Origin of the sequence: Amycolatopsis bullii (assembly GCF_014654205.1) — a bacterium.
GTDB classification, from domain to species: Bacteria; Actinomycetota; Actinomycetes; order Mycobacteriales; family Pseudonocardiaceae; genus Amycolatopsis; species Amycolatopsis plumensis.
The window spans coordinates 55,723-81,380 of sequence record NZ_BNAW01000009.1 but is presented as its reverse complement, the minus strand read 5'-3'; the positions used below and the strand labels follow the sequence as shown (position 1 = coordinate 81,380).

Here is a 25,658-nt window from a genome sequence, read left to right as displayed (position 1 = left end):
CGGCGCCGGCTCGGCCGCGACCACCCGGACGTGGTGAACCTGCGCGTCTCCGGGCTCGACTCGATCAGCGACCACTTCGGCGTGCTGCCTCACCGGAGCGGCGAGCCGAACCACCGGGCCAGGTGGTCGTCCAGGTCGCGCTGGTCGTCGCCGATCCAGGCGACGTGACCGTCGGGGCGCAGGAGGACGGCCGGAACGTCGAGGGCCGCGGCCGGGTCCGGGAGGTGGTCGACCCGATCCGACCAGGCGCCGGTGCCCAGGCGTTCGGTGCGGTCCAGCAGCAGGCCGCGGCCGCGGTGCAGCCGGTCGTAGAGACGCCCCTGCTTGACGTCGATGTCGCGCAACCGCCGACCGAGCAGGTCGGGGCCCGGGCCGAAGTCGTAGCGGATGTCGATCGCGGTGATCTTCCCGATCAGGTGGCGGTTCACCTCGGCGAAGTCCATCAGTTCGGTGAGCAGCCGGCGCACGGCCTGCGGGCCCGGTTCGGGGGACGTCAGTTCCATCTGGGCCCGGGTGTTGTCCAAGACGGCCTCGGCGACCGGACGGCGTTCGGCCTCGTAGGTGTCCAGCAGGGTGCCGGGTGCCCAGCCGCGGATGCGCGCGGCCAGCTTCCAGCCGAGGTTGAACGCGTCCTGGACGCCCAGGTTGAGGCCCTGGCCGCCGGTGGGCGGGTGGATGTGCGCCGCGTCGCCGGCCAGCAGGACCCGCCCCGCCCGGTACCGCTCGGCCAGCCGGGTGGCGTCCCCGAACCGGGACAGCCAGCGCGGGGAGTGCACGCCGAAGTCGGTTCCGGCGACGGCACGCAGCTGTTGCCGGAAATCGTCCAGGGTCGGCGGTGTCGCGCGATCGCCGACGCCGTCGGCGGGGACGACGACGCTGTAGACGCCTTCGCCGAAGGGCCGGAGCCAGAACGGCCGGTGGGTCTCGCCGACCTCCCGCACCTTGGCGGCGATCTTCGCCGGCGGCGCCGTCGCCGCCATTTCGCCCATCAGCGTCTCGGTCCGCGACGGCTCGCCGGGGAAGCCGATGCCGCTCAGCTTGCGCACCGTGCTGCGGCCGCCGTCGCAGCCGACGAGGTAGCGGGTCCGCAGCCGTTCGCCGCCGGCCAGCTCGACGGTCACGCCGTCGTCGTCTTGCTCGAAATCGACCACGGCCGCACCGTGGCGGACCTGGGCACCCAGGGCGACCGCGTGGTCTTCGAGGAGCCGGACGACGACCGGCTGCGGGATGCCGAGGAGGTAGGCGTGCGCGGAGTCCAGGTCCGGGGGCGCGGGCTTGGGGATGGCGGCGAAGAACCCGCCGGCCGGCCGCTGCCGCCCGTGCTCGAGGAGACGGTCCAGCAGGTCGCGCATGGCCATCAGTTCGAGGCTGCGGACGTGCAGCCCGACGATGCGGACGAAGGACGCGGGCTCGGTGTCCTGTTCGAGGACGAGGACGCGCACGTCGTGCAGCCGCAGTTCGGCGGCCAGGGTCGCGCCGGTCGGGCCGCAGCCGGCGATGACGACGTCGAAGGGCGGAGAGTCCATGGGGGTGCCTTTCGGGAGTGCCTGGTGGTCGAGGCGCTCCCGGCGACACCTACGTCAATCGCCCGGCCGTGACGGGAGGGGGAGCACCCACGTCGATCCTGCGTTCATGGGTCTCACCTCCTCGGGCGGTGTCACGGACGACCGCAAGCTACAACCCCGGACCGGGAGCCGTCCAATTCTTTTCGAGCCGGGTTGCCAAGTCCAGTTGGTTCGGAACATACTGAACTAACTGAACAGCACGGGAGGTTCGAGTGGCCGAGCGCGAGCAGGAGCTCGAGTGGGTCGAGCGGATGGCGATGTTCTGCGCCGCGGAGTACGCGGTGCCACCGATCGCCGGCCGGATCCTAGGGTGGCTGATGATCTGTGACCCACCGGAGCAGTCCGCGGGGCAGATCGCGGAGGCGATCGGGGCGAGCAAGGCGTCGCTGGCCACGAACATGCGGGTCCTGGCCGACGCCGGGTTCGTCCGGCGCCGCACCAGGCCGGGCGAGCGGACGAGCTACTACCGCGTGGACGACGACGCGTGGGACACGGTGATCCGGCGCCGGGTCGCCGGCCTGGCCGAGTTCCGTGACCTCGCCGCCGACGGCATCGGCCTGGCCGGCGCCGGGAGCGGCCGCGCCGAACGGCTGCGCGTCGCCCACGACGTCTACGACTGGATGACCAAGCTCCTGACCGAGACGCCGCGCCCTGCGAAGGGGAAGACGAAATGACCGGCCGGGAGAACACGGCGCTGATCGCCGGTGGAGGGATCGGCGGCCTCGCCGCGGCGATCGGCTTGCGGCGGGCCGGCTGGACAGTGACCGTGCTGGAACGGGCGGCCGAACCCGGCGAAGCCGGCGCAGGCTGGTCGTTCGCGCCCAACGCGGTCCGCGCGGCGGACGCGCTGGGCGTGGGCGAAGAATTCCGCGCGGTCTCGGTGCCGACCGAGGCCGGAGCCACGCTCCGCACCCCGAACGGCGGTTACCTCATGCGGTTCCGGCCGGGGCGGGACGCGCCCTTGCTGGCCAACCACCGCGCCGACCTGCGCGGGGTGCTGGCCGGCCACCTGCCGGCCGGCGTCGTGCACGCCGCGGCCGAGGTGACCGGAGTCGAGCAGTCCGGCTCCGGGGTGGCCGTCGCCTACCGGACCCCGGCCGGGCTCCGGACCGCGCACGCCGACGTCCTCATCGGGGCGGACGGGCTTCGCAGTGCGGTCCGGCGTGCGGTGTGGCCGGACGTGCCCGGTCCCGTCTTCCAGCGGATCCTCTGCTGGCGTGGGGTGACCGAACCCGGTGCCGTGTGGCCGGTCGCGGGGTTCCAGACCTGGGGCCGCGGCGCCCGGTTCGGCGCGCACCCGCTCAGCGGGCAGCGGGTGTTCTGGTTCCTCACCATCCGCGAGGACGAGCCCGGCCGGCGCTACGGCGACAACCTCGCCGAGGTCCGTGCCCGCATCGGCGACTGGCATGACCCGATTCCGGCCCTGCTGGCCGCGACCCCGGCGGCGTCCGTGCTGTGCCACGACATCTTCGACCTCGACCCGTTGCCGTCCTATGCGGACGGCCGGGTCGCGCTGCTCGGCGACGCGGCCCACGCGATGACGCCCTTCCTCGCCCAGGGCGCGTGCCAGGCGCTGGAGGACGCGGCCGTGCTCGCCGCCGAACTCGCGGGCGCCACCGATGTCCCGGCGGCGCTGGCGCGCTACGACCACGCGCGGCGTCCTCGCAGCCAGCGGGTGGCGCGGATGGCCCGGCAGGACCCGAAGGTCAGCCTGTCCACCAGCCCGCTCACCCACCGGCTGATGACCCGCCTGACCCGCGTCGCCGGCGGCGGCGTGGCGGCCCGCAAGGCCGCGCGTCTGTGGGACTGGTTCCCGCCGACCGAACGGGCGGAGACGAGCGGGCGGTGATGGTCTCGCCGGGCCGCCGGCGAGGTCGGAAACCGAGGTCTCCGAGCGCAGCGCCTCAGGCCGTCGGGCGGCCCGCTCCCGCGTAATCGTCGCCGTCCCGGCGGTACGAGTGGACCTGGACCGCCTGGCCGGTCTGGGGGGCGTCGATCATCTGCTGGTTGCCGATGTAGAGACCGACGTGGTGGATCTTGGTGGCCGGCTCGCCGTAGAAGATCAGGTCGCCCAGCTGCGGGTCGGTCACGTGCGGCACGCTGCGGAACTGCGTGTCGGCCGTGCGCATCAGCTTGATCCCCGCGCTCGCGTACGCCGCCGTCGTCAGGCCAGAGCAGTCGAAGCCCGGGTCGTTGCCGCCGGTGCCGTTGCCGCCCCAGATGTACGGGAGGCCGATCTTGTCGATCGCGAAGTTCACCGCGCTCAGCACCGCCGGGTTCGGCGCCGCCGAGCCCTGGCCGACCGTGCCGTAGACGTTGACCGTGGCCAGCGTCCGGTGCAGGAACAGCGGTGCCGCCTGCAGTGTGGCGACCGAGTTCCACCACACCTGGCCCTGGGACAGGTCGTGGCCGTCGGCGCACAGCGCGCGGCCCGTGGTCAACGCGGCGTCGTCGATGTTCTGGACATCGGGCTGCCCGCCGGACGCGCTCGCCTGGTACTTGCCCCAGATCGCCGGGGACAGCTGCATCGGCCCGGCGGCGTTCGCCGTCGAGACGACCTTGTTGTAGAAGTCGCGCACCTCGATCGTGCCGAGCGGCTTGTCCAGGACGCCGGTGGTGCCGAACTGCCCGCCGCGCGCCCGGCCGTGGTCCGTGGTCACTTTTCCGACCGCGGCCAGCGTGACCCAGGAAAGGTGGCACCCGGGGATGTCCTTGCTCAGGGTCGTCGTCGCCTTGGCGTAGCCGACCATCGCGCGCAGCGGGATGTCCAGCCACTGGCTGGTCTTGGACGCCCAGGCGTCGAACTCGCTCGCTTCGGGCACCTTCGGCGGCGTCGAGGTCTGCGGTGGCGTGGTCGTCGGCGGCGTGGACGGCGTCGGCGATGTCCCCGACGTCGACGACGTCGGGCCGGCCGTCGCGGCGGCGTTCGTGGTCTCCTGCTGCTTCGGCGCGAGCGAGATCCCCGCCACCAGGGCACCCGCGACGACGACCACCGCCGCGATCACGACCACGGGCTTCCGGCGGCGCGGTCCGGGCCTGCCGGTCTCGATCTCGGCCGGGACGATCTCGGGTTCCTCGCTCACCGGGCCGCTCCCGTGAGCCGGTCGAGGACGAAGCCGCGCAGGCCGTCGAGGTCGGTGTCCAGCGCCACCTCGATCGGGCGGCCGGGGGAGAACTGCGGATCGTCCTCGCCGAGCCGCCGCCGGTCGACCAGGGTCTGGCCGCGCGCCGGGCCGAGGCCGCAGTCGACGTCGACCCGGTAGGTCTCGGTGTGCAGGATGCCCGGCGAGATCGCCTCGGCGACCGCGACGGCGTCGTGCATGACCATCCGGTCTTCGCCGAACACGCGCGTGTAGTGCTGCCGGTAGGTCGACGTCAGTCCTTCGAGGGTGGCGCCGACCGGCCCCGACGACGCGAGCTTCGCCAGCCACTCGCCGTCGACGGCGCAGCGGTGCGTGAGGTCCAGCGGGACCAGTACCACCGGGACGTCCTCCTCGACCAGCACCCGCCGGGCCGCCTCGGGGTCGCTCCAGATGTTGAATTCGGCGGCGGTCGTGCTGTTGCCGAACGTCACGCCGCCGCCCATGATCACCAGCCGCGCGATCTTCGCCGCCGCGCCCGGGTGGGCCGCGAGCAGCGCGGCGATGTTCGTCAGCGGCCCGATCGGGGCGATGGTCACCGGCTCGTCGGCGGCTTCGAGCAGGTCGAGCATCAGCCGGACGGCGTCCCGCTCCTCCAGCGGACGGCTCGCCTCGGGCAGGGTGTAGGAGTGGCCGGACAGGCCGTCGCCGCCGTGGACCTCTTTCGCGTCACGCGGCTTCGAGTAGACGAGCGGGCGAGCCGCCCCGGCGGCCACGGGCACGTCGGCGCGGCCGAAGAGCTCGAGCAGCTTTCGCGCGTTCGACGTCGTGCGGTCGAGGGGGACGTTGCCGAAAACCGACGTCACACCCAGCAGGTCGACGTCCGGCGACAGCGCCGCCAGCGCGATCGCCAGCGCGTCGTCGACGCCCGGGTCGGTGTCGATGATCAGCTTCGTGCCCATCCCGCTCCCCTTGCCTGCGAACCCGTCCCGCACACAGGTTACGGTCACGGGCATGACGTCGATGTGGGGTGCGCCCGCGCTGTCGCGGGTGCGGGCCTGGCGCCGCGCCCGGCAGGACCCGCGGCAGGCCAAGTTCCTGACCGCCGACTCGCTGCGCTGGGTGCTGCGCAACCGCGCGTACACGCCCTGGTACCTGGTCCGGTACTACCGGCTGCTCAAGTTCCGGCTCGCCAACCCGCACATCATCCTGCGGGGGATGCTCTTCCTCGGCAAAGACGTCGAGATCCACTGCCGCCCGGGCTACGGGCGCCTGGAGATCGGCCGCTGGGTCCACATCGGCGACGGCAACGCCATCCGCTGCCACGAAGGCTCCCTGCGGATCGGCGACAAGTCGGTGTTCGGCCGCCAGAACGTGATCAACTGCTACCTCGACATCGAGCTCGGCGCGGCCACCCTGGTCGCCGACTGGGTGTACATCTGTGACTTCGATCACGTCATTTCGGACATCCACGTGCCGATCAAGGACCAGGGCATCGTGAAGTCCCCGGTCCGGATCGGCCCGGACACCTGGCTCGGCACCAAGGTCAGCGTCCTGAAGGGCACCCGCATCGGCCGCGGCAGCGTGCTCGGTGCGCACGCGGTCGTCCGTGGTGACATTCCGGACTACTCGATCGCGGTCGGCGCGCCGGCCCGCGTGGTCCGCAACCGCGAAGACGACTACGCAGCCGACGCCGCCCGTCGCGAGGCGGTCGCGGACATGGCCCGCAAGGCCAACAAGGCACTGCAGAAGACCCTCGGCGAGCAGTAGATCTACTCAGGCCGCGTGGTCGCTTTTCGCGACATAGTGGTCGGGTGAAGGAGCTTCGCGAGGTCGCCGCGTCCGCTCTGCTCGCCGTGGGCGCGGTGGTGTGGCTGATCGTCGTCCCGCTGATGTTCTTCCAGGGCACGTTGACGGCGCACGGCATCGGGCTGGGATCCGGTGACCCCGCTGCGGCGAGCCCGACGTTCACCTGGGCGAGCTGGCTCGGCGTGGGTATCCCGGTCGTGGGACTGGTCGTTTCGGCGACCACGCGGCGGCAGGGCTGGATCTGGTTCTACGGGATCGGTGTCGTCGTGGTCGCCGTGGTGGCGGGGGTTCGGTGGGCCCAGACCCACCCCGGCCCGCCACCGCCCCCGGAGCCGACCCACTGCGTCGAGCGCAGCGGCGGCGACAACGAATGCCCGGGCGACTGACCTGCGGGTTCGCCGATGGTCGGGAAACGACCACGCCCGTTTCCCGGCCGTTCGGCGGTGCTCCCCGGCTGATCGGCCGATCTCCGCCACGCCCGCTCCGCGGCAGCCTGGGCCCATGTCGATCACCCGGCTCGCCGTCCCGCTGCTCGCCGCCGCGGCACTGCTGCCCGCCGTCCCCGCGGTCGCCGTCGCGGACGGGCTCTCCTGGCAGCTGTGCGCCACCGTCGCTCAGGGCTGGGACCCCGGCGACCACCGCACCGAATGCACGCTGGTCCCGGTCCCGCTCGACTACGCCGACCCCGATGGCCGGAAAATCGACATCGCCGTCAGCCGGATCCGGGCGACCGGCACGCGGGCCGGCGCGATCCTGCTGAACCCCGGCGGTCCCGGCCAGTCCGGGCTCACCATGCCCGGCAGCATCGCCGACACCCACGCCGGCGGCCTCGGTGTCCACCACGACCTCGTCGGGTTCGACCCGCGCGGCGTCGGCTACAGCGCCGACCTGCCGTGCCCGGCCGAATTCCCCGAGCCGGGCAGCACCGACGAGGAGAAGGCGCGCGAAGCCGCCGAACGGTTCGCCGAGGCGAACCGCAAGTGCGTCGACGCCGACCCGGCCTTCGTCCGGAATCTGACCACGCCGACGATCGCCCGCGACCTGGACCGCATCCGCGTCGCCCTCGGCGAGGACAAGATCGGCTACTACGGCGTCTCGTGGGGGACCGCGCTCGGCGCCCAGTACCGGTCGCTCTTCGACGACCAGGTGGACAAAATGCTGCTCGACTCCGTCATGCCGCCGGCCTTCAGCGTCACCGCGATGGACGACGGCCAGGCGACCGCGGGCGAGAACACCTTCCACGAGTTCGCGGCCTGGATCGCCAGGTACGACGCCATTTACCGATTCGGGACCACGGAGCCCGCGGTCGCGAACGCCCTGCTCGGCCTGCGGGACGAGTACGGCGAGAGCGTCAACGGCATGCTCGCCAACCCACGTCGGGAATGGGCCGGCCTGGCGAAGCAGCTCGCCGCCATCCGCGACGGCGGAACGCCCGTTGCCGGAAAAACGACAACAGGCGGCCTGGGCTGGAACGGCGAGCCGCACGCCTTCAACCACTTCCAGCAGACAGCGCTGCTCTGCAACGAGTCACCGAGCCCGCGCGACTTCGAGACCGTCTGGCAGCACCGCCTCGACCGCATGCAGCGCCTCCCGGTCGCGGGCGGCTACGGCTTCTACGAACAGCTCTGCATCGGCTGGCCCCTCGACGCCCGGCCGTGGTCGTTCGAAAACGGGACAAGCCCGCTGCAGCTCGCCGGCCACCTCTACGAGCCGGTCACGCCCATCGGCTGGGCGCTCGCGGTGCAACGACGGATCGGCGGCGCGCTGATGACCGTCGAGGACGACGTCCACGGCTCGCTGGCGTCGCTGCCCTGCGCCGACGCCGTGGTCACTTTCTTCGACACGGGCCGGACGACGTCGGCGTCGTGCCCCGGCGCGCCGGTCCCCGGGCCTTGAGTCAGACGCGCGCCCGCAGCTGGTCGCGGACCTCCATCAGCGCGAAGCCGAGCAGGTTCAGCCCGCGCCAGTAGTCCGGCTTGGTCGCGTTCTTCTCTTCGCGCGCGAGACCGGTGCCCCAGACGAGGTCCTTCTTGGACGCCTCGACGAGCACCGCGTCCCCGGTCCCGAGCAGGAACCGGCGCAGGTCGCGGTGTTGCCGGAATTTGGCCAGGTTGCCGTCGACGACGATGTCGAACCGGTGCCGCTCCCAGGTGGCGGCGTCGAACCCGGCGACCTCGCGGCCGAGCACCTTCGCCGTCTTCGGGTCGGGCGTCGACCGGATCAGCTCGGCCTTCTCGACGTCACCGAACAACAGCGCCTTGCCCGCCATCATGTAGTGCTCGGCGGTCGAGTAGACGACGCCGTCGGCCTCGAACGGGTCGACCCACCACTGGCTCAGGCAGCTCGCCGTCACCCGGCCGGACTTCGAGGGCGTGTGCCCGTAGAACAGCAGGTATTCGGGCTCCGCACCCTCGTGGACTTTTTCGCGCAACGCCTCGACACTGCGGACACCGTCGACCTTCACCATCCGCCTAGTGGACCGCGCGCTCAGAGCAGGAAGTGGAACAGGGGGCTGCCCGGCTCGATCCGCTCCACCTGCAGCGGGCTCGCGTCCATCCGGGCCAGCAGCCCGGCCAGGTCGGACGGCCGCGCGATTTCCAGGCCGACCAGCGCCGGGCCCAGCTCGCGGTTGGTGCGCTTGACGTACTCGAAGCGGGTGATGTCGTCTTCGGGCCCGAGGACCTGCTCGAGGAAGCGCCGCAGCGCGCCCGGCTCCTGCGGGAACCCGACGAGGAAGTAGTGCTTCAGCCCTTCGTGCATCAGCGAGCGCTCGAGGATCTCGCCGTAGCGGCTGACGTCGTTGTTGCCGCCGGAGACCAGGCAGACCACGGTCTGGCCGGGCTCGACCTCGACGACCGTGCCGAGCGACGCCGCGGCGAGCGCGCCCGCGGGTTCGGCGATGATCCCGTCGGACTGGTACATCGCGAGCATCTCGGTGCACACCGCGCCCTCGGCGACCGCGGTCAGCTCGGCACCGCTCTCGTGGATCAGGGGATAGGTGACCGCGCCTGCCTCGCGCACGGCGGCGCCGTCGACGAACGAGTCGAGCTCCGGCAGCCGCACCGGGTGCCCGGCCTCCAGGGCCGCGGCCATGCAGGCCGCGCCGGCGGGTTCGACGCCGACGATCCGGACCTCCGGGTGCCGCTCGCGCAGCCAGCTGCCGACCCCGGCCAGCAGCCCCCCGCCGCCGACCGGCACGACCACGACGTCGGGCACGAAGCCGAGCTGCTCGACCACCTCGAGAGCGACCGTGCCCTGACCGGCGACGGTCCGGACGTCATCGAAGGCGGGCACCAGGGTCGCGCCGGTGCGCTGGGCGTCCTCGTTGGCCGCGGCGAAGGCGTCTTCGTACGTTTCTCCGACAACGATCACTTCGATGTGCGCGCCGCCGAGCGTCGCGATGCGTTCGCGCTTCTGCCGCGGCGTGGTCCCGGGGACGTACACGCGGCCGGTGGCGCCGAGCCGGCGGCACGCGTACGCGACGCCCTGGGCGTGGTTGCCGGCGCTGGCGCAGACGACCCCGCGGGCGCGGACGTCCTCGTCGAGCTGGACGATGAAGTTGTAGGCGCCGCGGATCTTGTACGACCGGACGGTCTGCAGGTCCTCGCGTTTCACCCAGACCTGGGCGTCCACCCGGGACGACAGCCGGGCGCTGGGCTCCAGCGGCGTCCGGGTCACCACCCCGGCCAGCCGCTCGGCGGCCTTTTCGATGGTTGCCGCGGTCACCGTCTCGATGTCGTGCACCCCGGTGAATCTACGACTCGCGCGTCCCGGGCAACCGTTCGGGCCTCCGGCCACATCAAAGGGGTGTCGAACGAGATGGGGGGCGCCGATGGACGCCGGATTCACCGAGTACGTGACCGTGCGGGCGGCCTGGCTGCGCAAGGTGGCGTACTTGCTCTGCGGCGACTGGCACCGGGCCGACGACCTGGTCCAGTCGGCGATCACCCGCCTCTACGCGAACTGGCCGCGGGCCGCCCGCGCCGACAACATCGACGGCTACGCGCGCCGCACGCTGGTCAACACGTACCTGGCCGAACAGCGCACGTCGTGGTGGCGGCGGGTGGATTTGCGCCAAAAAGACCACGAGCCGTCCACGCCTGCTGCGGACGTCGAACTGGCCCTCGACCTGCGGGCCGCGCTGGAGCGGCTGCCGGCCCGGCAGCGGGCGACCGTCGTCCTGCGCTACTTCTGCGACCTCCCGGTCGCGGAGACCGCGCGGGCGCTGGGCTGTTCCGAAGGCACCGTCAAGAGCCAGACCGCGAAGGCCGTGGACGCACTTCGCGAGCTACTGCGCGAACCGATCCGGGAGGGACGAGCATGACCGACCACGAGCTGGCCACCAAGCTGAAGGAACTGGCCGAAACGCCCGCCCCGCCGTCCCGCCTCGACCTCGACCGCGCGCGCCGCCTCGGGGGACGCCGTCGCCGCGCGCGGACCACGGCGCTGGTCCTGGGCTGTGCCGCGGTGGTGACGGCCGGGGGCTGGACGGCGGTGTCGGCGTTCCGGCCAGCGCCGCCCCCGATCGCGCCGGCGGCCGTCCTGCCCACGCCGTCGCTCGCCGCGCCGCCGTCCGTCGCACCGGCGCCCACCGACAACCCGCTGGTGGCGAAGGCGAGCTTCGGCTGGCTGCCGGAGGAGATCAAGGGCATCGAATACGCCACCGGCGGACACGGCGACACCGTCTTGGCCATCGGCCGCGGCGACCTGCCTCCGATGATCTGGCTTTCGGTCGACGACAGCGAACCGGGCCCGCCACCCAACTTGAGCGGCACGCCGAAGCGAGTCCCGCAGAAGGTCGGCGGCCGCGACGGCCACTGGATCACAACCGACGTGAACGACCCCCTCAACCACGGGGCCAGCTACCTGCGCTGGCCGACCCCGGACGGCCGCTGGGCCCAGCTGCACACGTACTACCTCGCCCGGCCCGACCTTCAGCAGGCGCTGGTGCGGGTCGCGAGCGAGGTGACCTTCGGGCCCCGGGCGGTGTCCCTGCCGCTGCGCATCAGCAGCCTCCCGCCGTCGTTCCGCCTGTCCGACGCCTCCACGTCGCGCCGTCCGGATGACGACGGAGTCCCCTGGCAGCTGGTGCTGCAGTACTCGGCGAACGGCGCTCTGGTGACGATCAACGTCTCACCGCCGGGCGCCCGCCGCACATACGGCCTCGGCGAGCCGCGGTGCACGACGAAGAACGGGCTGCGGGCGTGCGTCGCGATCGACAAGCCCCAGGCCGCGGGCATCGCCGCCCAGGAACTGCTGAGCCGGATCACGCTGCTCGGCCCGGACGAGACGAAGTGGACCACGCACGTGATCGGGTGATCAGCCCTTGGGCACCGCCGGGTAGGGGACGAAGGTGCTGGTGTTCTCGTCCACGGTGAGCTGCTTGCCGATCGTCGGGAAGGCGCGCTGGGAGCAGGCTGGCCGTTCGCAGACTTTGCAGCCCATCCCGATGGGGGTCGCGGCGGCCGGCTCGTCCAGGTCGAGGCCGGTCGAGTAGATCAGCCGCCCGGCGTGGCGCAGTTCGCAGCCCAGGCCGACCGTGAACGTCTTGCCCGGGCTGCCGTAGCCGCCGATGTTGCGCGACACCGTGCGCGCGATCCAGAAGTAGCTCTTGCCGTCGGGCAGGGTGGCGATCTGGGTGAGGATCTTGCCGGGCTGGGTGAACGCCTCGTAGATGTTCCAGAGTGGACAGGCGCCGCCGACGCGGGAGAAGTGGAACCCGGCCGCCGACTGCCGCTTGGACATGTTCCCGGCCCGGTCCACCCGCACGAAGGAGAACGGCACTCCGCGCTGCTTGGGCCGTTGCAGCGTGGAGAGCCGGTGGCAGACGGTCTCGAAGCCGACGCCGTAGTGGTCACAGAGCCGCTCGATGTCGTAGCGGAACCGTTCGGCCGCGGCCAGGAACGGTCCATACGGGAGGATCAGCGCCCCGGCGAAGTAGTTCGCCAGGCCGACGCGGGCGAGCGACCGGGCGGCCGGGCCGGAGAACGCCCACGAGTCGGCGAGCTCGGTGATGAGGTCGTCGTACTCGAGCAGCGCGATCTGCGAAGCCATCCGGAACGCCTGCTGCCCGACCCGCAGGCTGGGTGCCAGCCGCAGCACGCGCGTCACCGGCTCGTAGCGGTGCTGCTGACCGGCGGCTTCGTCGATGCCTTCGCTGGTCACCTCGACGCCGTAGCGCTGGGAAAGGCGCTCCTTCAGCGCGCCGAGCACCTGCCCGCGTTGCAGCGGGATCTCCGCGGCCATCTTCTCGGCGCGTTCGTCCAGTTCCGCGACATAGTTCTCGCGCTCGTAGAAGAAGTCGCGAACCTCCTCGTGCGGCAGCGGCGCAGCGGCGCTGCCGTGCAGGCCCAGGCCGTTTTCGGTGGTCAGCACGGCGGTGTTCTCGACAGCGTTGCGGTAGCTGCGGTGCAGCTTGACCAGCGCCTGCGCGATCGCCGGGAGGTTCGTCGCCAGGTCGTTGAGCTCGCTGGTGGTGACGTCGACGCCGAGGACCTCGTCGAGCAGCGCTTCCTTGACGTCGGCGACCAGCCGGGACGTGTCGTTGTTGGCGAAGAACTCGGTGTCGACGCCGAACGCCTGCGTGATCCGCAGCAGCACCGGCACGGTCAGCGGGCGCGAGTTGTGCTCGATCTGGTTGAGGTAGCTGGGTGAGATCTCCAGCACACGAGCGAGATCGGCCTGGCTCATCGAGCGGCTTTCCCGAAGGTGCCGCAGCCGCGCCCCGGCGAAAGTCTTCTCCATGCGAGCCCTCTTTCCCGGAAGGTTTCCGGTCCTGAACGGTTACGTGAACGGTCAAGAACGCGGATTTTCGATCACTTGCGAACCGGGCGATTCGCAAGCTTTGCAAAGAGCGTACGTACCCTTCGCACAAATTGGCAAATTGGACGACTAGACCTCGTTTTCGCTGGCGTGTCAGGGTCAGACCAAGCAAGGCGAGCAATCGCAAACTTCGCAACACCGGGAGATCCGATGACGGAACAGGCCAAGCAGGCGGCCGCGGAGCTGGCCGCGCAGTGGGCGAGCGACCCCCGCTGGGCGGGCGTGCAGCGCTCCTACTCGGCCGAAGACGTGATCAAGCTGCGCGGCAGCGTCGTCGAGGAGCACACCCTGGCCCGCCGCGGCGCGGAGAAGCTCTGGGACCTGCTGCACACCGAGGACTACATCCACGCGCTGGGCGCGCTCACCGGTAACCAGGCCGTCCAGCAGGTCCGCGCGGGCCTGAAGGCGATCTACCTGTCCGGCTGGCAGGTCGCGGCCGACGCCAACCTGGCGAGCCAGACCTACCCCGACCAGAGCCTGTACCCGGCCAACTCGGTGCCGGCGGTGGTCCGCCGCATCAACAACGCGCTGGGCCGCGCCGACCAGATCAGCTGGGCCGAGGGCAACACCGACATCGACTGGTACGCCCCGATCGTCGCCGACGCGGAGGCCGGCTTCGGTGGCCCGCTCAACGCGTTCGAGCTGATGAAGGGCATGATCGCGGCCGGCGCCGCGGGTGTGCACTGGGAGGACCAGCTCGCGTCCGAGAAGAAGTGCGGCCACCTCGGCGGCAAGGTCCTCATCCCGACCAAGCAGCACGAGCGCACGCTGAACGCCGCCCGCCTCGCCGCGGACGTGCTGAACGTGCCGTCGCTGATCGTCGCCCGCACCGACGCCCAGGCAGCGACGCTGCTGACCAGCGACGTCGACGAGCGCGACCAGCAGTTCCTCACCGGCGGCCGCACCGCCGAGGGTTTCTACGAGGTCCGCAACGGCATCGAGCCGTGCATCGAGCGCGGCCTGGCCTACGCCCAGTACGCCGACCTGCTCTGGATGGAGACCTCCGAGCCGGACCTCGAGGTGGCGCGCAAGTACGCCGAGGCGATCAAGGCGAAGTTCCCGGACCAGATGCTGGCCTACAACTGCTCGCCGTCGTTCAACTGGAAGAAGCACCTCGACGACGCCACGATCGCGAAGTTCCAGCGCGAGCTCGGCCACATGGGCTACAAGTTCCAGTTCATCACGCTGGCCGGCTTCCACGCGCTGAACTACTCGATGTTCGATCTGGCGCACGGTTACGCCCGCGAGGGCATGACCGCCTACGTCGACCTGCAGGAGCGCGAGTTCGCTTCGGAGAGCCGCGGCTACACCGCGACCAAGCACCAGCGCGAGGTCGGCACCGGCTACTTCGACCAGGTCGCCACCGCGCTGAACCCGGAGAGCTCGACCACCGCGCTCAAGGGCTCCACCGAAGAAGCCCAGTTCCACTGATCCCGGCCGCGGCCTGACGACGGCAACCCCCACCGTCGTCCGGCCGCGACCTTCCCCCTTCTTTCCTTCCCTGCCCACAGCTCGCGGAGGCACCCCATGGTTGATCGGCTGAACTACCGCATCGAGGTCACCGGACCGGTCGAGGGCCGGTTCGCGGAAATCCTGACCCCGGCGGCACTCGACTTCCTGGCCAAGCTGGACAACACGTTCGCCGGCCGCCGGCGCGAGCTGCTCGACGCCCGCCGCACGCGGCGCGAGGAACTGCAGTCCGGCGAGAAGCCGCTCGGCTTCCTGCCCGAGACCCGCCGGATCCGCGACGACGAGTCGTGGCACGTCGCCCGGACCGCGCCCGGTCTGGAGGACCGCCGCGTCGAGATCACCGGCCCGACCGACCGCAAGATGACGGTCAACGCGCTGAACTCCGGCGCGAAGGTCTGGCTGGCGGACTTCGAGGACGCGACGTCGCCGACCTGGCACAACGTCATCGACGGCCAGATCAACCTCTACGACGCCATCCGCCGCAACATCGACTTCACGACGGACGCGGGCAAGCGCTACACGATCGGCGACGACCCCGCGACGATCGTCGCCCGCCCCCGCGGCTGGCACCTGGTCGAGAAGCACATCCGCATCGACGGCCGTCCCGTGTCGGCGAGCCTGGTCGACTTCGGCCTGTACTTCTTCCACAACGCACGCCAGCTGCTCGCCCGCGGCGTCGGCCCGTACTTCTACCTGCCGAAGCTGGAGAACCACCTCGAAGCGCGTCTCTGGAACGACGTCTTCCTGCTGGCGCAGCGCGAACTCGGCATCCCGCGCGGCACCATCCGCGCGACCGTGCTGATCGAGACCATCACCGCCGCGTTCGAGATGGACGAGATCCTCTACGAGCTGCGCGAGCACGCGGCGGGCTTGAACGCCGGCCGCTGGGACTACATCTTCAGCCTCATCAAGAACTTCGCCGCGCACGGCGCCGACTTCGTCCTCCCGGACCGCGCGCAGGTCACCATGACCGTGCCGTTCATGCGGGCCTACACCGAGCTGTTGGTGAGCACCTGCCACAAGCGCCGCGCCCACGCCATCGGTGGGATGGCCGCGTTCATCCCGAGCAAGGACCCGTCAGTCAACGCGACCGCGGTCGAGAAGGTCCGTGCCGACAAGGAACGCGAGGCCGGCGACGGTTTCGACGGCTCCTGGGTCGCGCACCCCGGCCTGGTCCCGGTCTGCCGCGAGGTCTTCGACAGCGTGCTCGGCGGCTGGCCGAACCAGCTCGGCAAGCTGCGCGAGGACGTCCACGTCACCGCCGAAGACCTCCTGGACGTGGCCAGCGCCGGCGGTGAGGTCACCGAGGCGGGCGTCCGCGCGAACATCAACGTCGCGCTGCGGTACGTCGACGCGTGGCTGCGCGGCACCGGTGCGGCGGCGATCCACAACCTGATGGAAGACGCGGCCACCGCGGAGATCGCGCGCTGCCAGGTCTGGCAGTGGATCCGCAACGGCACGAAGCTCGAGGACGGCACGGCGCTGACCCGCGAGCTGGCGGTCGAATTCCTGAACGAAGAACTCGCGTCGGTGCGCGCCGAGCTGGGCGCGGGCAACCGCCTGGACGACGCGTACGAGATCTTCACCGAAACCGCGCTGGGCGAGAAGCTGCCGAGCTTCCTCACCACGGGTGCCTACGCGCGGTACCTCACGGACGCCCGGTAGCAGGGCTCTGTTCGATGTGCTCTCAGCGGTAAAGAGTGCTTCGAGCATCCGGCCTCCCCTACCTGACGAGGGGAGGCCGGATCCACACTGGTTGGGATGGTGTGGTCCGGACCGGTCCGGTGACGGCGGCTCCCCGTCACCGGACCGGTTCATTTCCGCGTCAGGAGATCCCGTACGCCCGGATCACCGTCTGCTGCACGGTGTTCCCGTCGTCGTCCGACGCCTTCGCCCGCAGCGAGACGAAACCACTTGCCGGATTTCGGACCACGACTGTCCAGTGGTCCCCGGTCCGCAGGGTGACCGCGGGCTGCCAGGTGCGCCCGTCGTCCGTGGACGTCTCGACAGCCAGCTTCGTCCCGGTCCCACCGCCTTGCCGCTCGACGAACGCCGGGAAGGTGAAGACCCGCCCGGCCGGCGCGCCGTTGCGGAGGTCGACCGCCGGGTCGAACCGGACGGTGAGCAGCGGCAGCGCCTTGCCGTCCGCGGCGGCCGACGAACGGAAGCCCCACTCCGCCGACACATCCGTCCACAGCGGCCACCAGCCGGCGTGCCGGTGGACCTCCGCGGAGAGCCGGTACGCGCCGTCCGCGTCCGGCACCGGGATCCGGGCCATGCCCGGCTCGTCCGGGGACACCGGGATCGCGACGCCGTCCTTGGTCAGGCTCACCGATCCGGTGTCCCCGAAGAACGACTCGGCCGTGCGCGGCCGTCCGGCGGCGTCGCCGAACATCGGCAACCACATGTCGAAGACACCGTCCTTGCGCCACGCCCACGGACGCGGTTGCTCGCCCGAGTGGGTCACGGTCAGCCCGCGCACCGACGGCCCGGCCACGGCCTTGTTCCACGCGAGCCGGTACTGGCGGCCCGCGGCGAGGTCGAGCTTCTCCGTCAGCTCCCCGAGCCGGCCCGCGGTCCACACCGTCTCCCACCGGCCGGGGGAGTAGTACTCGGTGCGTTCCTGCTGGTCGGCGACGGGTTCGGTGTAGCCGTAGCCGACCATCCGGCCGAAGAACTCGCGCGCGGCGACGTAGCGGATCGTCTGGGCAGTGCTGTCGTGGTAGGCCGTGCGCACCTCGGCGAGGTCACGCGTCTTCGGCCGCTGGACGCGGGCTGCCGTCACGGCCCGCTCGACGCCATCACCGAGCTCGTAGCGGAAATTGGGCGACGGACGGCTGACGACCGTCGCCGAGGCCCCGCCCGTCTTCGCCAGCTCCGCCAGCCGCCGCCCGGTGACCGACGAACCGCTCCAGATCGTCGGCATGGTCAGCGTCGGGGCGTCGCCGCCGAGCACCGTGGCCGCGGCTGTGTCACCCGACAGGGAAACCAGGGCGAGCTTCGCCCCGGCGTGCTCGACGTCCGCGAGCCGCCGGTAGGTCTCGGTGATCGGCGTTTCCGGTGACACCTGGATGACGACGAGCTTGCCGCGCGCGTCGATCTTGGCCAGGTCCTCCTGGGTGCCGGCCCCGCCGGACACCATCGGCACCGTGCTGCGGCCGGCCGGTGCGGCGGACTCCAGCCACAGGCCCCGGACCGCGAACGGCTTCCCGTCGTCCGCGGTCAGCTCGAGGTCCGGTTCGGTGGCCCGGCGCTGCTGGCTGAAGGCGAACGCGGCCGACGAGGTCCCCGGCACCGTCGCGGCGAAGGCTTCGTGGAAACGCGGGTCGAGGTCCGTGTTGTTCGCGAAGACGCAGCCGCAGCCGGTGATCCGGCTGAGCAGCTCGACCCCGTACGTGCCGCCACGGGCCGCGGGGTTGTCCGGCTCCAGTGACGTCGGCTTGCCGTCGCGCGCGTCGAAGGTCTGCGTGACGTCGTGGTCGAGCACCAGCTCCGGCAGGCTGATGAAGCTGTACGACGGCTCCTGGCCAGGCCGCGGCGTCTCGATGGTGCTGTGCACGGCGTACCGGCCACGCGGCAGCCGATAGGTGCCCGCCTCGCCGAGGGTCAGCGAGCCGGTGTCGAGGTCGAGGATCGCCACCGGCGGGTACCCGGTCGGCGCCCACGGCTTGCCGTCGCGGTCGAGCAGGCCCACGGTGAGGTTGTACGTCTCGCCTTCCTGCCGGACCGACAGCGCGGTCCGGGTGCTGACGCCGTCACCGCGCGCGGTGAGGATGCCGGAGTGAGTGCCCGGGGCGCCGTCCTGGGCGGCGAAGGTGAGCTCCACGGGAGTGCTGCCACCTGCGGGCACGGTCACGTTGGCCGGAAAAGTGACCACGCCGCCGAGGTCGCTGGAGAGCGCCAGCGTCACCGGCGTGGATCCGGAGTTGTACCAGGTGACCGTCGCTTTCTTGGTCGTCCCGTGGTGGGGCCACGGGAGGTACGCCGACGCCGCGCCGGTGGCGGTGACCGCCGTGGTCGTGGCGCGGGCGACGTCGACGCGGCCGGTGCCGACCGCCGCCGGTCCGGCGTCGACGGGCGTGGCGCTGCTGGCCAGTGCCGCCTTGAGCCGCTCGGCCGGCCAGTCGGCGTGCTGCTGGGCCAGGATCGCCGCCGAGCCCGCGACGTGCGGCGTTGCCATCGAGGTGCCGTTCAGCGTCTGGTAGCCGTCGCCGACGGGCTCGCCCGCGGGCGGGATCCCGGCCGGGCGCGCCGCGGTGATCGACTCGCCCGGGGCCGCGACGTCCGGCTTGGCCGCGCCGTCGCCGGGCCGCGGACCACGGCTGGAGAACGGGCTCAGCACGTCCTTCTTGGACACGCTGGCCACGGCGAGGGCGGCGTCGGCGGCGGCCGGGCTCTCGACGGATTCATCCTGGCCGGAGTTGCCCGCGGCGACGACGAACAGTGTCCCGTAGTCGCGGGTCAGGGTGTTCACGGCTTCGGACACCGGATCGGTCCCGTCCGACGGCGCGCTGCCGAGGCTCATGTTCACCACGCGGGCGTGCGCCTCGGTCACCGCCCACTGCATGCCGGCCAGGACGCCGTCGAACGTGCCGTGGCCGGAGTCGTCGAGGACCTTGCCGACGGCCAGGGTCGCGTCGGGCGCGACGCCCCGGTACTTCCCGCCCGACGCCGCACCGGAGCCGGCGATCGTCGAGGCCACGTGCGTGCCGTGTCCGACGCCGTCCTCGACGTTGCCCTTGCCGGTGAAGTCCTTGCTCGGGCCGACGTGGCCGGCGAAGTCCGGATGGGCGGTGGCGATGCCGGTGTCGAGCACCGCGACGGTCACGCCGCGGCCGGTCAGCCCCGCCTGCCACGCCGCGGGGGCCCCGATCTGCGGCACGCTCTGGTCGAGGCTCGCCTGCACCTTCGCGTTGAGCCACACCTTCGCGGTGCCCGCCGCCAGCGTGGCGGGTTGCGTGGTGAGCCGGTTCCAGAACGCCGCGGCGCCGGACTTGGGCTCGTCGAGTGCGGTGTAGCCGAGTGCGGCGGGCCGCGCGGCCACCCCGGTCCGGGCGGCGACGGCCGGGCCCGCCTGCCGGACCAGCAACGGCACGTGCGGCGTGCGCGCGTCGTCGTAGCCCTGGCGCAGCAGGCCGGTGACGTTGAACAGCTGCTCGTCGAGCCGTCCGGCGCGGACCAGCTCGGCGGCGTCGCCGGGCAGGACGTAGCTGTCGCCGTGGCGGGTGTACTGCCGGAACGGCACCGGGTGGTCCCGGCGGGCGGGCAGCACCCGCACGTCGGTGCCGCCGACCAGCACCTGGTCGCCGGTGACCAGCGTGATCCGGGTCGGCGTCTCCGCCGGTCCGTCCGCCGGGGCGGCCGCCGCGCCGGGTGCGGTGAGCACGCCCGCGGCCAAGGTCACCGCGATGACCGCGGTGATCGGTTTCCTCATGGAATGGTTCCTCACTGTCGGGTCCCCCAGTTCGTGGAACGGGTTCGGCGCGGAGCCGGGTTGCCCGGATTGCGATCTCCGGGCAACCCCCGCGGCCGCGCGCCCCGTTCGACAGGTGTGGGGGCAACGAGGAGGAACTGGTGAAACGGTCGGAAGAAGCGGGGTACCGCGACTACGTCACGACGCGGATGGAGGTCATGCGCCGCACGGCGTACCTCTTGTGCCGGGACTGGCACCTCGCCGACGATCTCGTGTCGATCACCATCGGCAAGCTGTACCGGCACTGGCCGCGGGCTCGCCGGGTGGCGCACCTCGACGCCTACGTGCGCCGGATCCTGGTGCGGACGTGGCTGGACGAGAAGGCCAGGGCGTGGCGGCGCGAAGAGCCGGCGGAGACGCTGCCGGAGCCCGCGGTGCTGCCCGCCGACGACGTCATCGAACGGCTCGGCCTGCTGGAACTGCTCGACGCGCTGCCGCCGCGGCGCCGGGCCGCGGTGGTGCTGCGGTACTACTGCGACCTTTCGATCGAGGAGACGGCCGAGATCCTCGAGTGTTCGACCGGAACCGTCAAAAGCCAGACCGCGCGCGGGCTCGACTCGCTGCGCGCGCTCGTCGCCGCGAGCCGGAACTGATGGAGGGCCAATGAGCAGGGAGCAGTTCGACGCGGCGATCGGCGTCGTCCCACCATCCACAGTGGACGTCGAGGCGGTGCTGGACCGCGAGCGCCGCCGGGCGCGGGTGCGCCGGGTGGCGAACCCGTGGACCGCGGCGGGCGCGGGGGTGGCGGCGGTGGCCGCCGGCGCGGTGCTCGTCCTCGCCCCGGGTGATCCCGGGCCGAGCCTCGTGCAGCCGGGGGCGGCTCCGCCACCTCCGTCGTCCAATGCGTGCCGGCTCCCCTCGCGGCCGACCGGGGCCCCGCCGAAGGAGAAGGTGACCGTGGCGGCGGACCGGCTGACGACGGTGCTCACCGCGGCCGTCCAGCAGCGGGTCGCCGCGGGCACGACGTTGGGCGTTCACCCGTTCGGGCAGTACCCGAAAGGCACCCAGCACGGGCCCCTGACCTTCTACCACGTCTTTTCCGCGCAGGTGGAGGAGGACGGCGTGTGCAGTGGCGGCGAGGACTACTTCATGGCCGCGGCCTCGACGACGGAAAAGGCGCACAAGGGCGCCGTCTGGGCCATCGTCACCCGGCTCGGCGGCAACGCCACCCCCGCGACCGAGTGCGGCCCGCTGCCCGAGGACACGCAGGGCTCGTGCCGACCGTGGACCGGACCGCACGGCGAGACGATCGTCGAGACAACCTTCACCACCCCGGGGGGTCCGACCGTCAACCGGGTGAACGTCACCAAGCCCGACGGCACCGGCGTCGTCATCGAGGCCCAGAACACCGCCCGGGACGCGAAACTGGGTGACGCGCCGGACATGCCGTCGCCGCCCCTGGACCTCGGTCAGCTGGCGCAGGTCGCGCTCGATCCCGGGCTGACGCTCTACCCCTGAGCGGCCAGCAGAACCTTCGCTGCTTCGCCGGCGATCTCCGCTTCGCGGGGGTCGCCGGTGATGGCGGCGAGCACCGTCGCGCCCTCCATCAACGAGAACAGCTGGTCGGCGATGTTCCGGTCGGGGACGAGGCCGCGCAGGTAGGCGCGGACCTCGTCCTTGTGCTTGCGGATCGCGGCGGCGATGCCGGGGGTGGGCTCGCCGAACTCGCCGAAGGAGTTGATGAACGCGCAGCCGCGGAAGCCCGGCTCGGCGAACCAGTTCTTCAGCCAGGCGAACACGGCCAGGGGGTCGTCGCCGCGGGCGTGGACGAAATCGCGCAACGAGCCGCGCCAGCGTTCGTCACGGCGGAGGAGATAGGCCTCGACCAGGTCGTTCTTCGCCGGGAAGCACTGGTAGAGCCGCTTGAGCGAGACGCCGGAGCGCTCGCGGACGGCGTCCATCCCGACCGCTTGCACGCCGTGGGCGTAGAAGAGGTCTTCGGCGGCCTCCAGCAGCCGGTCGGTCGCCTCCGTGGAATTCATGTCACCTGTCCCTGGCGCTGAGAATGATCGTTCTCTAGTCTAGCGGGAGCAGCGGAGAACGCACGTTCTCCGCGTCCGGAAGGAGCTTCCATGACCCCACGCCCGCCGTTCCCGCCGTTCGACGAGGACACCGCCCGCCAGAAGGTCCAGGCCGCCGAAGACGCGTGGAACACCCGCGACCCGGAACGCGTCTCGCTCGCGTACACCGAGGACTCGGTCTGGCGCAATCGCGACCAATACGTCGTCGGGCGCGCGGAGATCGTCCGGTTCCTCACGGCGAAGTGGGAGCGCGAACTCGACTACGCCCTCCGCAAGGAGCTGTGGGGCTTCCGCGGCAACCGCATCGGCGTCCGGTTCCAGTACGAGTCCAGGACCGCCGAGGGACAGTGGTTCCGCAGCTACGGCAACGAGCTGTGGGAGTTCAGCGACGAAGGCCTGATGCGCCGCCGCGAAGCGAGCATCAACGACGTCCCGATCGCCGAAACCGACCGCCGCATCTTCGGCCCGCGGACGGAGTCGGAGCAGGGCGTCCTGCTGCCGGTTTTCTAGGCGGCCGAGCCGTCCCCGGTCCGGGGAGCGCTGTGGGGAACGACCTTGACCTGGCCGAACCGGGGCTTCGCCGCCAGGACCGTGAAGCGTGAGGTCAGGGTCTCTCCCGCGCAGCGGACGGAAACCGGGTACGTCCCGGGCGCGACGGCGGCGACGACGCTTTCGCCGAAAAACGCCCACGGCTGGTGTCCCTCGGCGTTGCGGTCCAACGGCACGGTGACGCGCAGGGTCTTGGTGGTGACTGGGCTCGCTTCGCCTTCGCACGCGACGGTGAGGCTGACATTTTCGCCGGGATGTCCGCTGGAGGCCGACAGTTTCAGCCAGGTGGGCAGTGGTGGCGGGGTGGTGGCCTGCGCGGCGGCCGCCGGGGTGAGGGCGAGCAGGCCGGCCGTGGTGAGGGAGAGGATCTTCATGGTGACCTCACGGAGTTCGGTTCGTGCCTTCAAGGCGTTTGCGCAGGCCAGCGGGTTGTTAGCCGAGACCCGACTGTGACGCCCGGCGTCCGCCCTGAGTGGAACCGACGCCGCTCGCCGGTCGCGGCGGGGAGGCTCGTGGCATGACGACATCGGGGTTCGGCGGCGAAGTGAGCGAGTACTACCAACGGTTCCGGCGCGGCTATCCACCCGAGGTGGGCGACGAGCTCGCCGAGGCGTTCGCGCTGACCGGCGACGACGTCGTCCTCGACCTCGGCTGCGGCACCGGCCAGCTCACCCGGGCCCTGGCGCCCCGCGTCGGCGCGGTGCTGGGCATGGATCCGGAACCGGCGATGCTGACGCAGGGCCGCCGGGCGACCGTGGAGGCGAACGTCAGCTGGCTGCTCGGCGCGGATTCGGACGTCGGCGCACTGGCGGCCGTCCTCGGACGGGGACGCCTGGCCGCGGTGACGGTCGCGCAGGCGTTGCACTGGATGGACCACGAGCGGCTGTTCGCGACGGTCCGCCCGCTGCTGCGTCCCGGCGGCGGTGTCGCGGTGGTGACCAACGGCGAGCCGCTGTGGCTGCAGGACACGGCGTGGTCGGCCGCACTGTGGGAGGTCCTCGCCGCCTACCTCGGCACCCCGGTGCACCGGACCTGCGGCACCGACGACGCGAGCCAGGAGCGGTACGCGACGGCTCTCGCGGCCGCCGGGTACGTCGTGCACTCGACGGTCGTCGAGTACTCGGCGCCGCTGAGTGTCGAGGAATTGGCCGGTGGCGTTTTTTCGGCCATGAGCCCGGAGCAACTGCCCGCCCCGGACGCGAGGCCGGCGTTCACCGAGCGAATCCGGGCGGCGGTGACCCCACACGGCCCGCTGCGGGAACGCGTCCGCGTCCGGGTGCTGACCGGAACCCGGTGAACCGGACTTACCGATCACGGACGACGAATACGTATCGCCCCTGCTGTTCCGCTTATTGTTTCCCCGGGAAGCGGCGCGGATGCTCGCTGCGAGGCGCCGATCGCGCCCCCGTTCCCCGAGGAGTCCCCATGACCAGCAGGTTGAGAGCTGCCGTAGCCACTCTCTTCGTCGTGTTTTCGCTGACGTTCGCCGTGTCCGAAATTGCGACGACGACCGTCGCAGCCGGTCCGGATTGCGTCCGGCCCTGCCGGTTCTGAGATTCCCGGCTGCCTAGACTTCCGGGATCTCGGCCGGGACGGGTTCGAAGGCGTTGCCGGTGGCGATCTTGGGCCGGGGCAGCTCGACCGGTTCGCCCGGCTTCGCCCGGCGGTAGACCTCGGCGGTCGCCTCGGCGATGCGGCCCCAGTCGAAATCCGCGGCCAGCCGGGACTGCGCGACCCGGGCCCGCTCGGCCGCGGCCTTGGCGTCGGAGAGCACCGCTGTCACCGCGGCGGCCAGCGCGGCGACGTCCCCGGGGCTGAACGCCAGTCCGGTCTCGCCGTGGACGACGACCTCGCCGAGGCCGCCGGCCGTCGACGCGACCAGCGGCGCCTTCGCGGCCGCGGCCTCCAGGGCGACGATGCCGAACGGCTCGTACCGGCTCGGCAGCACGACGGCGTCGGCCGCGGCCAGCGCGGCCCGGAGGTCCCGGTCGGAGAGGTGCCCGACGAAGTCGACCGCGCGCCGCACCCGCAGCTTCCGCGACTGCTCGACCAGCTCGTCGAAGTGTCGTCCTTTTCCGGCAACGACGACGCGGGTGCCCGGGTGGCGGCGCCGGATGCGGGGGAGGGCGGCCAGCAGGTCCTGCACGCCCTTTTCCCATTCGAGTCGTCCGAAATAGAGCAACAGCGGCGCCCCGGCCGGGCTGTAGACCTCGCGGGCACGCGCGATCTCGTCCGCGGGCACCTGCCAGCCGCGCTCCTCGATGCCGTTGTGGATCACCGTGACGTCGGCCGCTTCGACCTCGAAGAGGTGCGCGACTTCGCGGCGCATCGCCTGCGAGCAGGTGATGAGCGCGTCGGCCCGGTTCGCGAGCCACCATTCGACCGAGTGGACCTGCTGGTTCAGCGGGTGCGACAGCCAGCCGGAGTGCCGCCCCGCCTCGGTCGCGTGGATCGTGCCGACCAACGGCACCCGCGCGGCTTCGGCGATCGCGATGGCCGGGTGGGCGACCAGCCAGTCGTGCGCGTGGACGACGTCGGGCTGCCAGGTGCGCAGCAGGTCCTGCGCGGCGCGGATCATGGCGTGCCCCATGGCCAGCGTCCAGGCGACGAGGTCCCGTTCGAAGGTCACGTGCATCGGGTCCTCGGCGACCCGGATGATCCGCACGCCCTCGACGACGCGGTCGGTGCGCGGGTGCGTCCCGGCGTCGGTGCCCGCGGCGTGCCGGCAGAGCACCACGACGTCGTGGCCCTGGCGGGCGAGGTGGGTGGCGAGCGCGTGGACGTGCCGGGCCAGGCCCCCGATGGCCACGGGCGGGTACTCCCAGGACAGCATCAGCACTCGCATGGGCAGAGGTTACTCGCGAGTCAG

Annotated in this window: 23 protein-coding genes; 13 read left to right on the top strand and 10 right to left on the bottom strand. The window is 71.7% G+C overall.

All coding sequences use genetic code 11. The features are described 5' to 3' along the window. Positions 1 to 89 precede the first annotated feature (89 nt). Entirely contained in the window at positions 90 to 1,526 is a 1,437-nt protein-coding gene (gene rox, locus IE317_RS13995; RefSeq protein ID WP_191310004.1) for a rifampin monooxygenase, read from the bottom strand. Between the two features lie 251 nt (positions 1,527 to 1,777). Here rox and IE317_RS13990 point away from each other — a divergent pair, with 251 nt between their 5' ends. Together IE317_RS13990 and IE317_RS13985 are read left to right on the top strand one after the other, a co-directional pair. Further along, positions 1,778 to 2,239: a GbsR/MarR family transcriptional regulator gene (locus tag IE317_RS13990; protein WP_229902703.1), complete on the top strand. Its 462-nt coding sequence runs from the start codon at positions 1,778 to 1,780 to the stop codon at positions 2,237 to 2,239. Next, the gene (locus IE317_RS13985; protein ID WP_191310002.1) at positions 2,236 to 3,414 is read left to right on the top strand and encodes an FAD-dependent monooxygenase; all 1,179 of its coding nucleotides are present in this window, start codon (positions 2,236 to 2,238) and stop codon (positions 3,412 to 3,414) included. Before IE317_RS13990 ends, IE317_RS13985 begins: the two co-directional genes overlap by 4 nt. Before the next feature lie 55 nt (positions 3,415 to 3,469). Here the strand turns inward: IE317_RS13985 and IE317_RS13980 are convergent, their stop codons facing one another. Continuing rightward, a complete protein-coding gene (locus tag IE317_RS13980; RefSeq protein ID WP_191310183.1) occupies positions 3,470 to 4,576 on the bottom strand; it encodes a C40 family peptidase in 1,107 nt (368 codons plus the stop codon). Between the two features lie 68 nt (positions 4,577 to 4,644). Beyond that, complete coding sequence (locus IE317_RS13975) at positions 4,645 to 5,607, bottom strand: nucleoside hydrolase (protein ID WP_191310000.1); 963 nt, start codon at positions 5,605 to 5,607, stop codon at positions 4,645 to 4,647. 52 nt (positions 5,608 to 5,659) lie between these two features. Here IE317_RS13975 and IE317_RS13970 point away from each other — a divergent pair, with 52 nt between their 5' ends. The 3 genes from IE317_RS13970 to IE317_RS13960 all read left to right on the top strand — a co-directional run bounded on the left by IE317_RS13970 (position 5,660) and on the right by IE317_RS13960 (position 8,350). Beyond that, entirely contained in the window at positions 5,660 to 6,415 is a 756-nt protein-coding gene (locus tag IE317_RS13970) for an acyltransferase (protein ID WP_003058890.1), read from the top strand. Between the two features lie 44 nt (positions 6,416 to 6,459). Continuing rightward, positions 6,460 to 6,840: a hypothetical protein gene (locus IE317_RS13965; protein ID WP_191309998.1), complete on the top strand. Its 381-nt coding sequence runs from the start codon at positions 6,460 to 6,462 to the stop codon at positions 6,838 to 6,840. Between the two features lie 115 nt (positions 6,841 to 6,955). Beyond that, positions 6,956 to 8,350 (top strand): alpha/beta fold hydrolase, encoded by a 1,395-nt coding sequence (locus IE317_RS13960; protein WP_191309996.1) that lies wholly within the window; start codon positions 6,956 to 6,958, stop codon positions 8,348 to 8,350. Between the two features lies 1 nt (position 8,351). Here the strand turns inward: IE317_RS13960 and IE317_RS13955 are convergent, their stop codons facing one another. Together IE317_RS13955 and ilvA are read right to left on the bottom strand one after the other, a co-directional pair. After that, complete coding sequence (locus tag IE317_RS13955; protein WP_191309994.1) at positions 8,352 to 8,921, bottom strand: NADAR family protein; 570 nt, start codon at positions 8,919 to 8,921, stop codon at positions 8,352 to 8,354. A 20-nt stretch (positions 8,922 to 8,941) separates the two neighbouring features. Next, positions 8,942 to 10,198, bottom strand: coding sequence for a threonine ammonia-lyase IlvA (ilvA, locus tag IE317_RS13950; RefSeq protein ID WP_191309992.1), 1,257 nt, complete (start codon positions 10,196 to 10,198; stop codon positions 8,942 to 8,944). A gap of 88 nt (positions 10,199 to 10,286) precedes the next feature. Between ilvA and IE317_RS13945 the strand changes: the two genes are divergently transcribed. Together IE317_RS13945 and IE317_RS13940 are read left to right on the top strand one after the other, a co-directional pair. After that, positions 10,287 to 10,778: a SigE family RNA polymerase sigma factor gene (locus IE317_RS13945; RefSeq protein ID WP_191309990.1), complete on the top strand. Its 492-nt coding sequence runs from the start codon at positions 10,287 to 10,289 to the stop codon at positions 10,776 to 10,778. Next, on the top strand, positions 10,775 to 11,773 hold the full coding sequence (locus IE317_RS13940; RefSeq protein WP_191309989.1) for a hypothetical protein: 999 nt from the start codon (positions 10,775 to 10,777) through the stop codon (positions 11,771 to 11,773). The genes IE317_RS13945 and IE317_RS13940 overlap by 4 nt, the downstream gene beginning before the upstream one ends. Here IE317_RS13940 and IE317_RS13935 read toward each other — a convergent pair whose 3' ends face one another. Further along, entirely contained in the window at positions 11,774 to 13,198 is a 1,425-nt protein-coding gene (locus IE317_RS13935) for a short-chain fatty acyl-CoA regulator family protein (protein ID WP_191309987.1), read from the bottom strand. Positions 13,199 to 13,426: 228 nt separating this feature from the next. Between IE317_RS13935 and aceA the strand changes: the two genes are divergently transcribed. Continuing rightward, on the top strand, positions 13,427 to 14,707 hold the full coding sequence (aceA, locus tag IE317_RS13930) for an isocitrate lyase (RefSeq protein ID WP_191309985.1): 1,281 nt from the start codon (positions 13,427 to 13,429) through the stop codon (positions 14,705 to 14,707). A gap of 96 nt (positions 14,708 to 14,803) precedes the next feature. Next, a complete protein-coding gene (gene aceB, locus IE317_RS13925) occupies positions 14,804 to 16,411 on the top strand; it encodes a malate synthase A (protein WP_191309983.1) in 1,608 nt (535 codons plus the stop codon). A 160-nt stretch (positions 16,412 to 16,571) separates the two neighbouring features. Here the strand turns inward: aceB and IE317_RS13920 are convergent, their stop codons facing one another. Next, positions 16,572 to 20,180 carry a S8 family serine peptidase gene (locus IE317_RS13920; RefSeq protein ID WP_191309981.1) on the bottom strand — a complete coding sequence of 1,203 codons (3,609 nt, stop codon included), beginning with the start codon at positions 20,178 to 20,180 and terminating at the stop codon, positions 16,572 to 16,574. A 140-nt stretch (positions 20,181 to 20,320) separates the two neighbouring features. Between IE317_RS13920 and IE317_RS13915 the strand changes: the two genes are divergently transcribed. After that, positions 20,321 to 20,812 carry a SigE family RNA polymerase sigma factor gene (locus tag IE317_RS13915; RefSeq protein ID WP_191309980.1) on the top strand — a complete coding sequence of 164 codons (492 nt, stop codon included), beginning with the start codon at positions 20,321 to 20,323 and terminating at the stop codon, positions 20,810 to 20,812. Positions 20,813 to 20,822: 10 nt separating this feature from the next. Next, positions 20,823 to 21,677 carry a hypothetical protein gene (locus tag IE317_RS13910; protein ID WP_191309979.1) on the top strand — a complete coding sequence of 285 codons (855 nt, stop codon included), beginning with the start codon at positions 20,823 to 20,825 and terminating at the stop codon, positions 21,675 to 21,677. Here the strand turns inward: IE317_RS13910 and IE317_RS13905 are convergent. Further along, positions 21,668 to 22,201: a TetR/AcrR family transcriptional regulator gene (locus tag IE317_RS13905; RefSeq protein ID WP_191309978.1), complete on the bottom strand. Its 534-nt coding sequence runs from the start codon at positions 22,199 to 22,201 to the stop codon at positions 21,668 to 21,670. The two genes, IE317_RS13910 and IE317_RS13905, sit on opposite strands and share 10 nt — an antisense overlap. Before the next feature lie 90 nt (positions 22,202 to 22,291). On the opposite strand from IE317_RS13905, the gene IE317_RS13900 reads away from it, so the two are divergent. Further along, positions 22,292 to 22,750 carry a nuclear transport factor 2 family protein gene (locus tag IE317_RS13900; protein ID WP_191309977.1) on the top strand — a complete coding sequence of 153 codons (459 nt, stop codon included), beginning with the start codon at positions 22,292 to 22,294 and terminating at the stop codon, positions 22,748 to 22,750. Here IE317_RS13900 and IE317_RS13895 read toward each other — a convergent pair. Next, positions 22,747 to 23,163 carry a hypothetical protein gene (locus IE317_RS13895; protein ID WP_191309976.1) on the bottom strand — a complete coding sequence of 139 codons (417 nt, stop codon included), beginning with the start codon at positions 23,161 to 23,163 and terminating at the stop codon, positions 22,747 to 22,749. The two genes, IE317_RS13900 and IE317_RS13895, sit on opposite strands and share 4 nt — an antisense overlap. Positions 23,164 to 23,306: 143 nt before the next feature. On the opposite strand from IE317_RS13895, the gene IE317_RS13890 reads away from it, so the two are divergent. Beyond that, a complete protein-coding gene (locus IE317_RS13890; protein WP_191309975.1) occupies positions 23,307 to 24,086 on the top strand; it encodes a class I SAM-dependent methyltransferase in 780 nt (259 codons plus the stop codon). Between the two features lie 270 nt (positions 24,087 to 24,356). On the opposite strand, the gene IE317_RS13885 is transcribed toward IE317_RS13890, so the two are convergent. Beyond that, positions 24,357 to 25,634, bottom strand: coding sequence for a glycosyltransferase family 4 protein (locus IE317_RS13885; RefSeq protein ID WP_191309974.1), 1,278 nt, complete (start codon positions 25,632 to 25,634; stop codon positions 24,357 to 24,359). Positions 25,635 to 25,658 lie beyond the last annotated feature (24 nt).

Coding starts and splice junctions, on each gene's coding strand:
- IE317_RS13935 (WP_191309987.1), bottom strand. CDS start 13,198: ATGGAGAAGACTTTCGCCGGGGCGCGGCTGCGGCACCTTCGGGAAAGC.
- IE317_RS13895 (WP_191309976.1), bottom strand. CDS start 23,163: ATGAAGATCCTCTCCCTCACCACGGCCGGCCTGCTCGCCCTCACCCCG.
- IE317_RS13975 (WP_191310000.1), bottom strand. CDS start 5,607: ATGGGCACGAAGCTGATCATCGACACCGACCCGGGCGTCGACGACGCG.
- IE317_RS13955 (WP_191309994.1), bottom strand. CDS start 8,921: ATGGTGAAGGTCGACGGTGTCCGCAGTGTCGAGGCGTTGCGCGAAAAA.
- IE317_RS13920 (WP_191309981.1), bottom strand. CDS start 20,180: ATGAGGAAACCGATCACCGCGGTCATCGCGGTGACCTTGGCCGCGGGC.
- IE317_RS13970 (WP_003058890.1), top strand. CDS start 5,660: ATGACGTCGATGTGGGGTGCGCCCGCGCTGTCGCGGGTGCGGGCCTGG.
- IE317_RS13900 (WP_191309977.1), top strand. CDS start 22,292: ATGACCCCACGCCCGCCGTTCCCGCCGTTCGACGAGGACACCGCCCGC.
- rox (WP_191310004.1), bottom strand. CDS start 1,526: ATGGACTCTCCGCCCTTCGACGTCGTCATCGCCGGCTGCGGCCCGACC.
- IE317_RS13940 (WP_191309989.1), top strand. CDS start 10,775: ATGACCGACCACGAGCTGGCCACCAAGCTGAAGGAACTGGCCGAAACG.
- IE317_RS13885 (WP_191309974.1), bottom strand. CDS start 25,634: ATGCGAGTGCTGATGCTGTCCTGGGAGTACCCGCCCGTGGCCATCGGG.
- IE317_RS13910 (WP_191309979.1), top strand. CDS start 20,823: ATGAGCAGGGAGCAGTTCGACGCGGCGATCGGCGTCGTCCCACCATCC.
- IE317_RS13890 (WP_191309975.1), top strand. CDS start 23,307: ATGACGACATCGGGGTTCGGCGGCGAAGTGAGCGAGTACTACCAACGG.
- aceB (WP_191309983.1), top strand. CDS start 14,804: ATGGTTGATCGGCTGAACTACCGCATCGAGGTCACCGGACCGGTCGAG.
- IE317_RS13960 (WP_191309996.1), top strand. CDS start 6,956: ATGTCGATCACCCGGCTCGCCGTCCCGCTGCTCGCCGCCGCGGCACTG.
- aceA (WP_191309985.1), top strand. CDS start 13,427: ATGACGGAACAGGCCAAGCAGGCGGCCGCGGAGCTGGCCGCGCAGTGG.
- IE317_RS13905 (WP_191309978.1), bottom strand. CDS start 22,201: ATGAATTCCACGGAGGCGACCGACCGGCTGCTGGAGGCCGCCGAAGAC.
- IE317_RS13985 (WP_191310002.1), top strand. CDS start 2,236: ATGACCGGCCGGGAGAACACGGCGCTGATCGCCGGTGGAGGGATCGGC.
- IE317_RS13945 (WP_191309990.1), top strand. CDS start 10,287: ATGGACGCCGGATTCACCGAGTACGTGACCGTGCGGGCGGCCTGGCTG.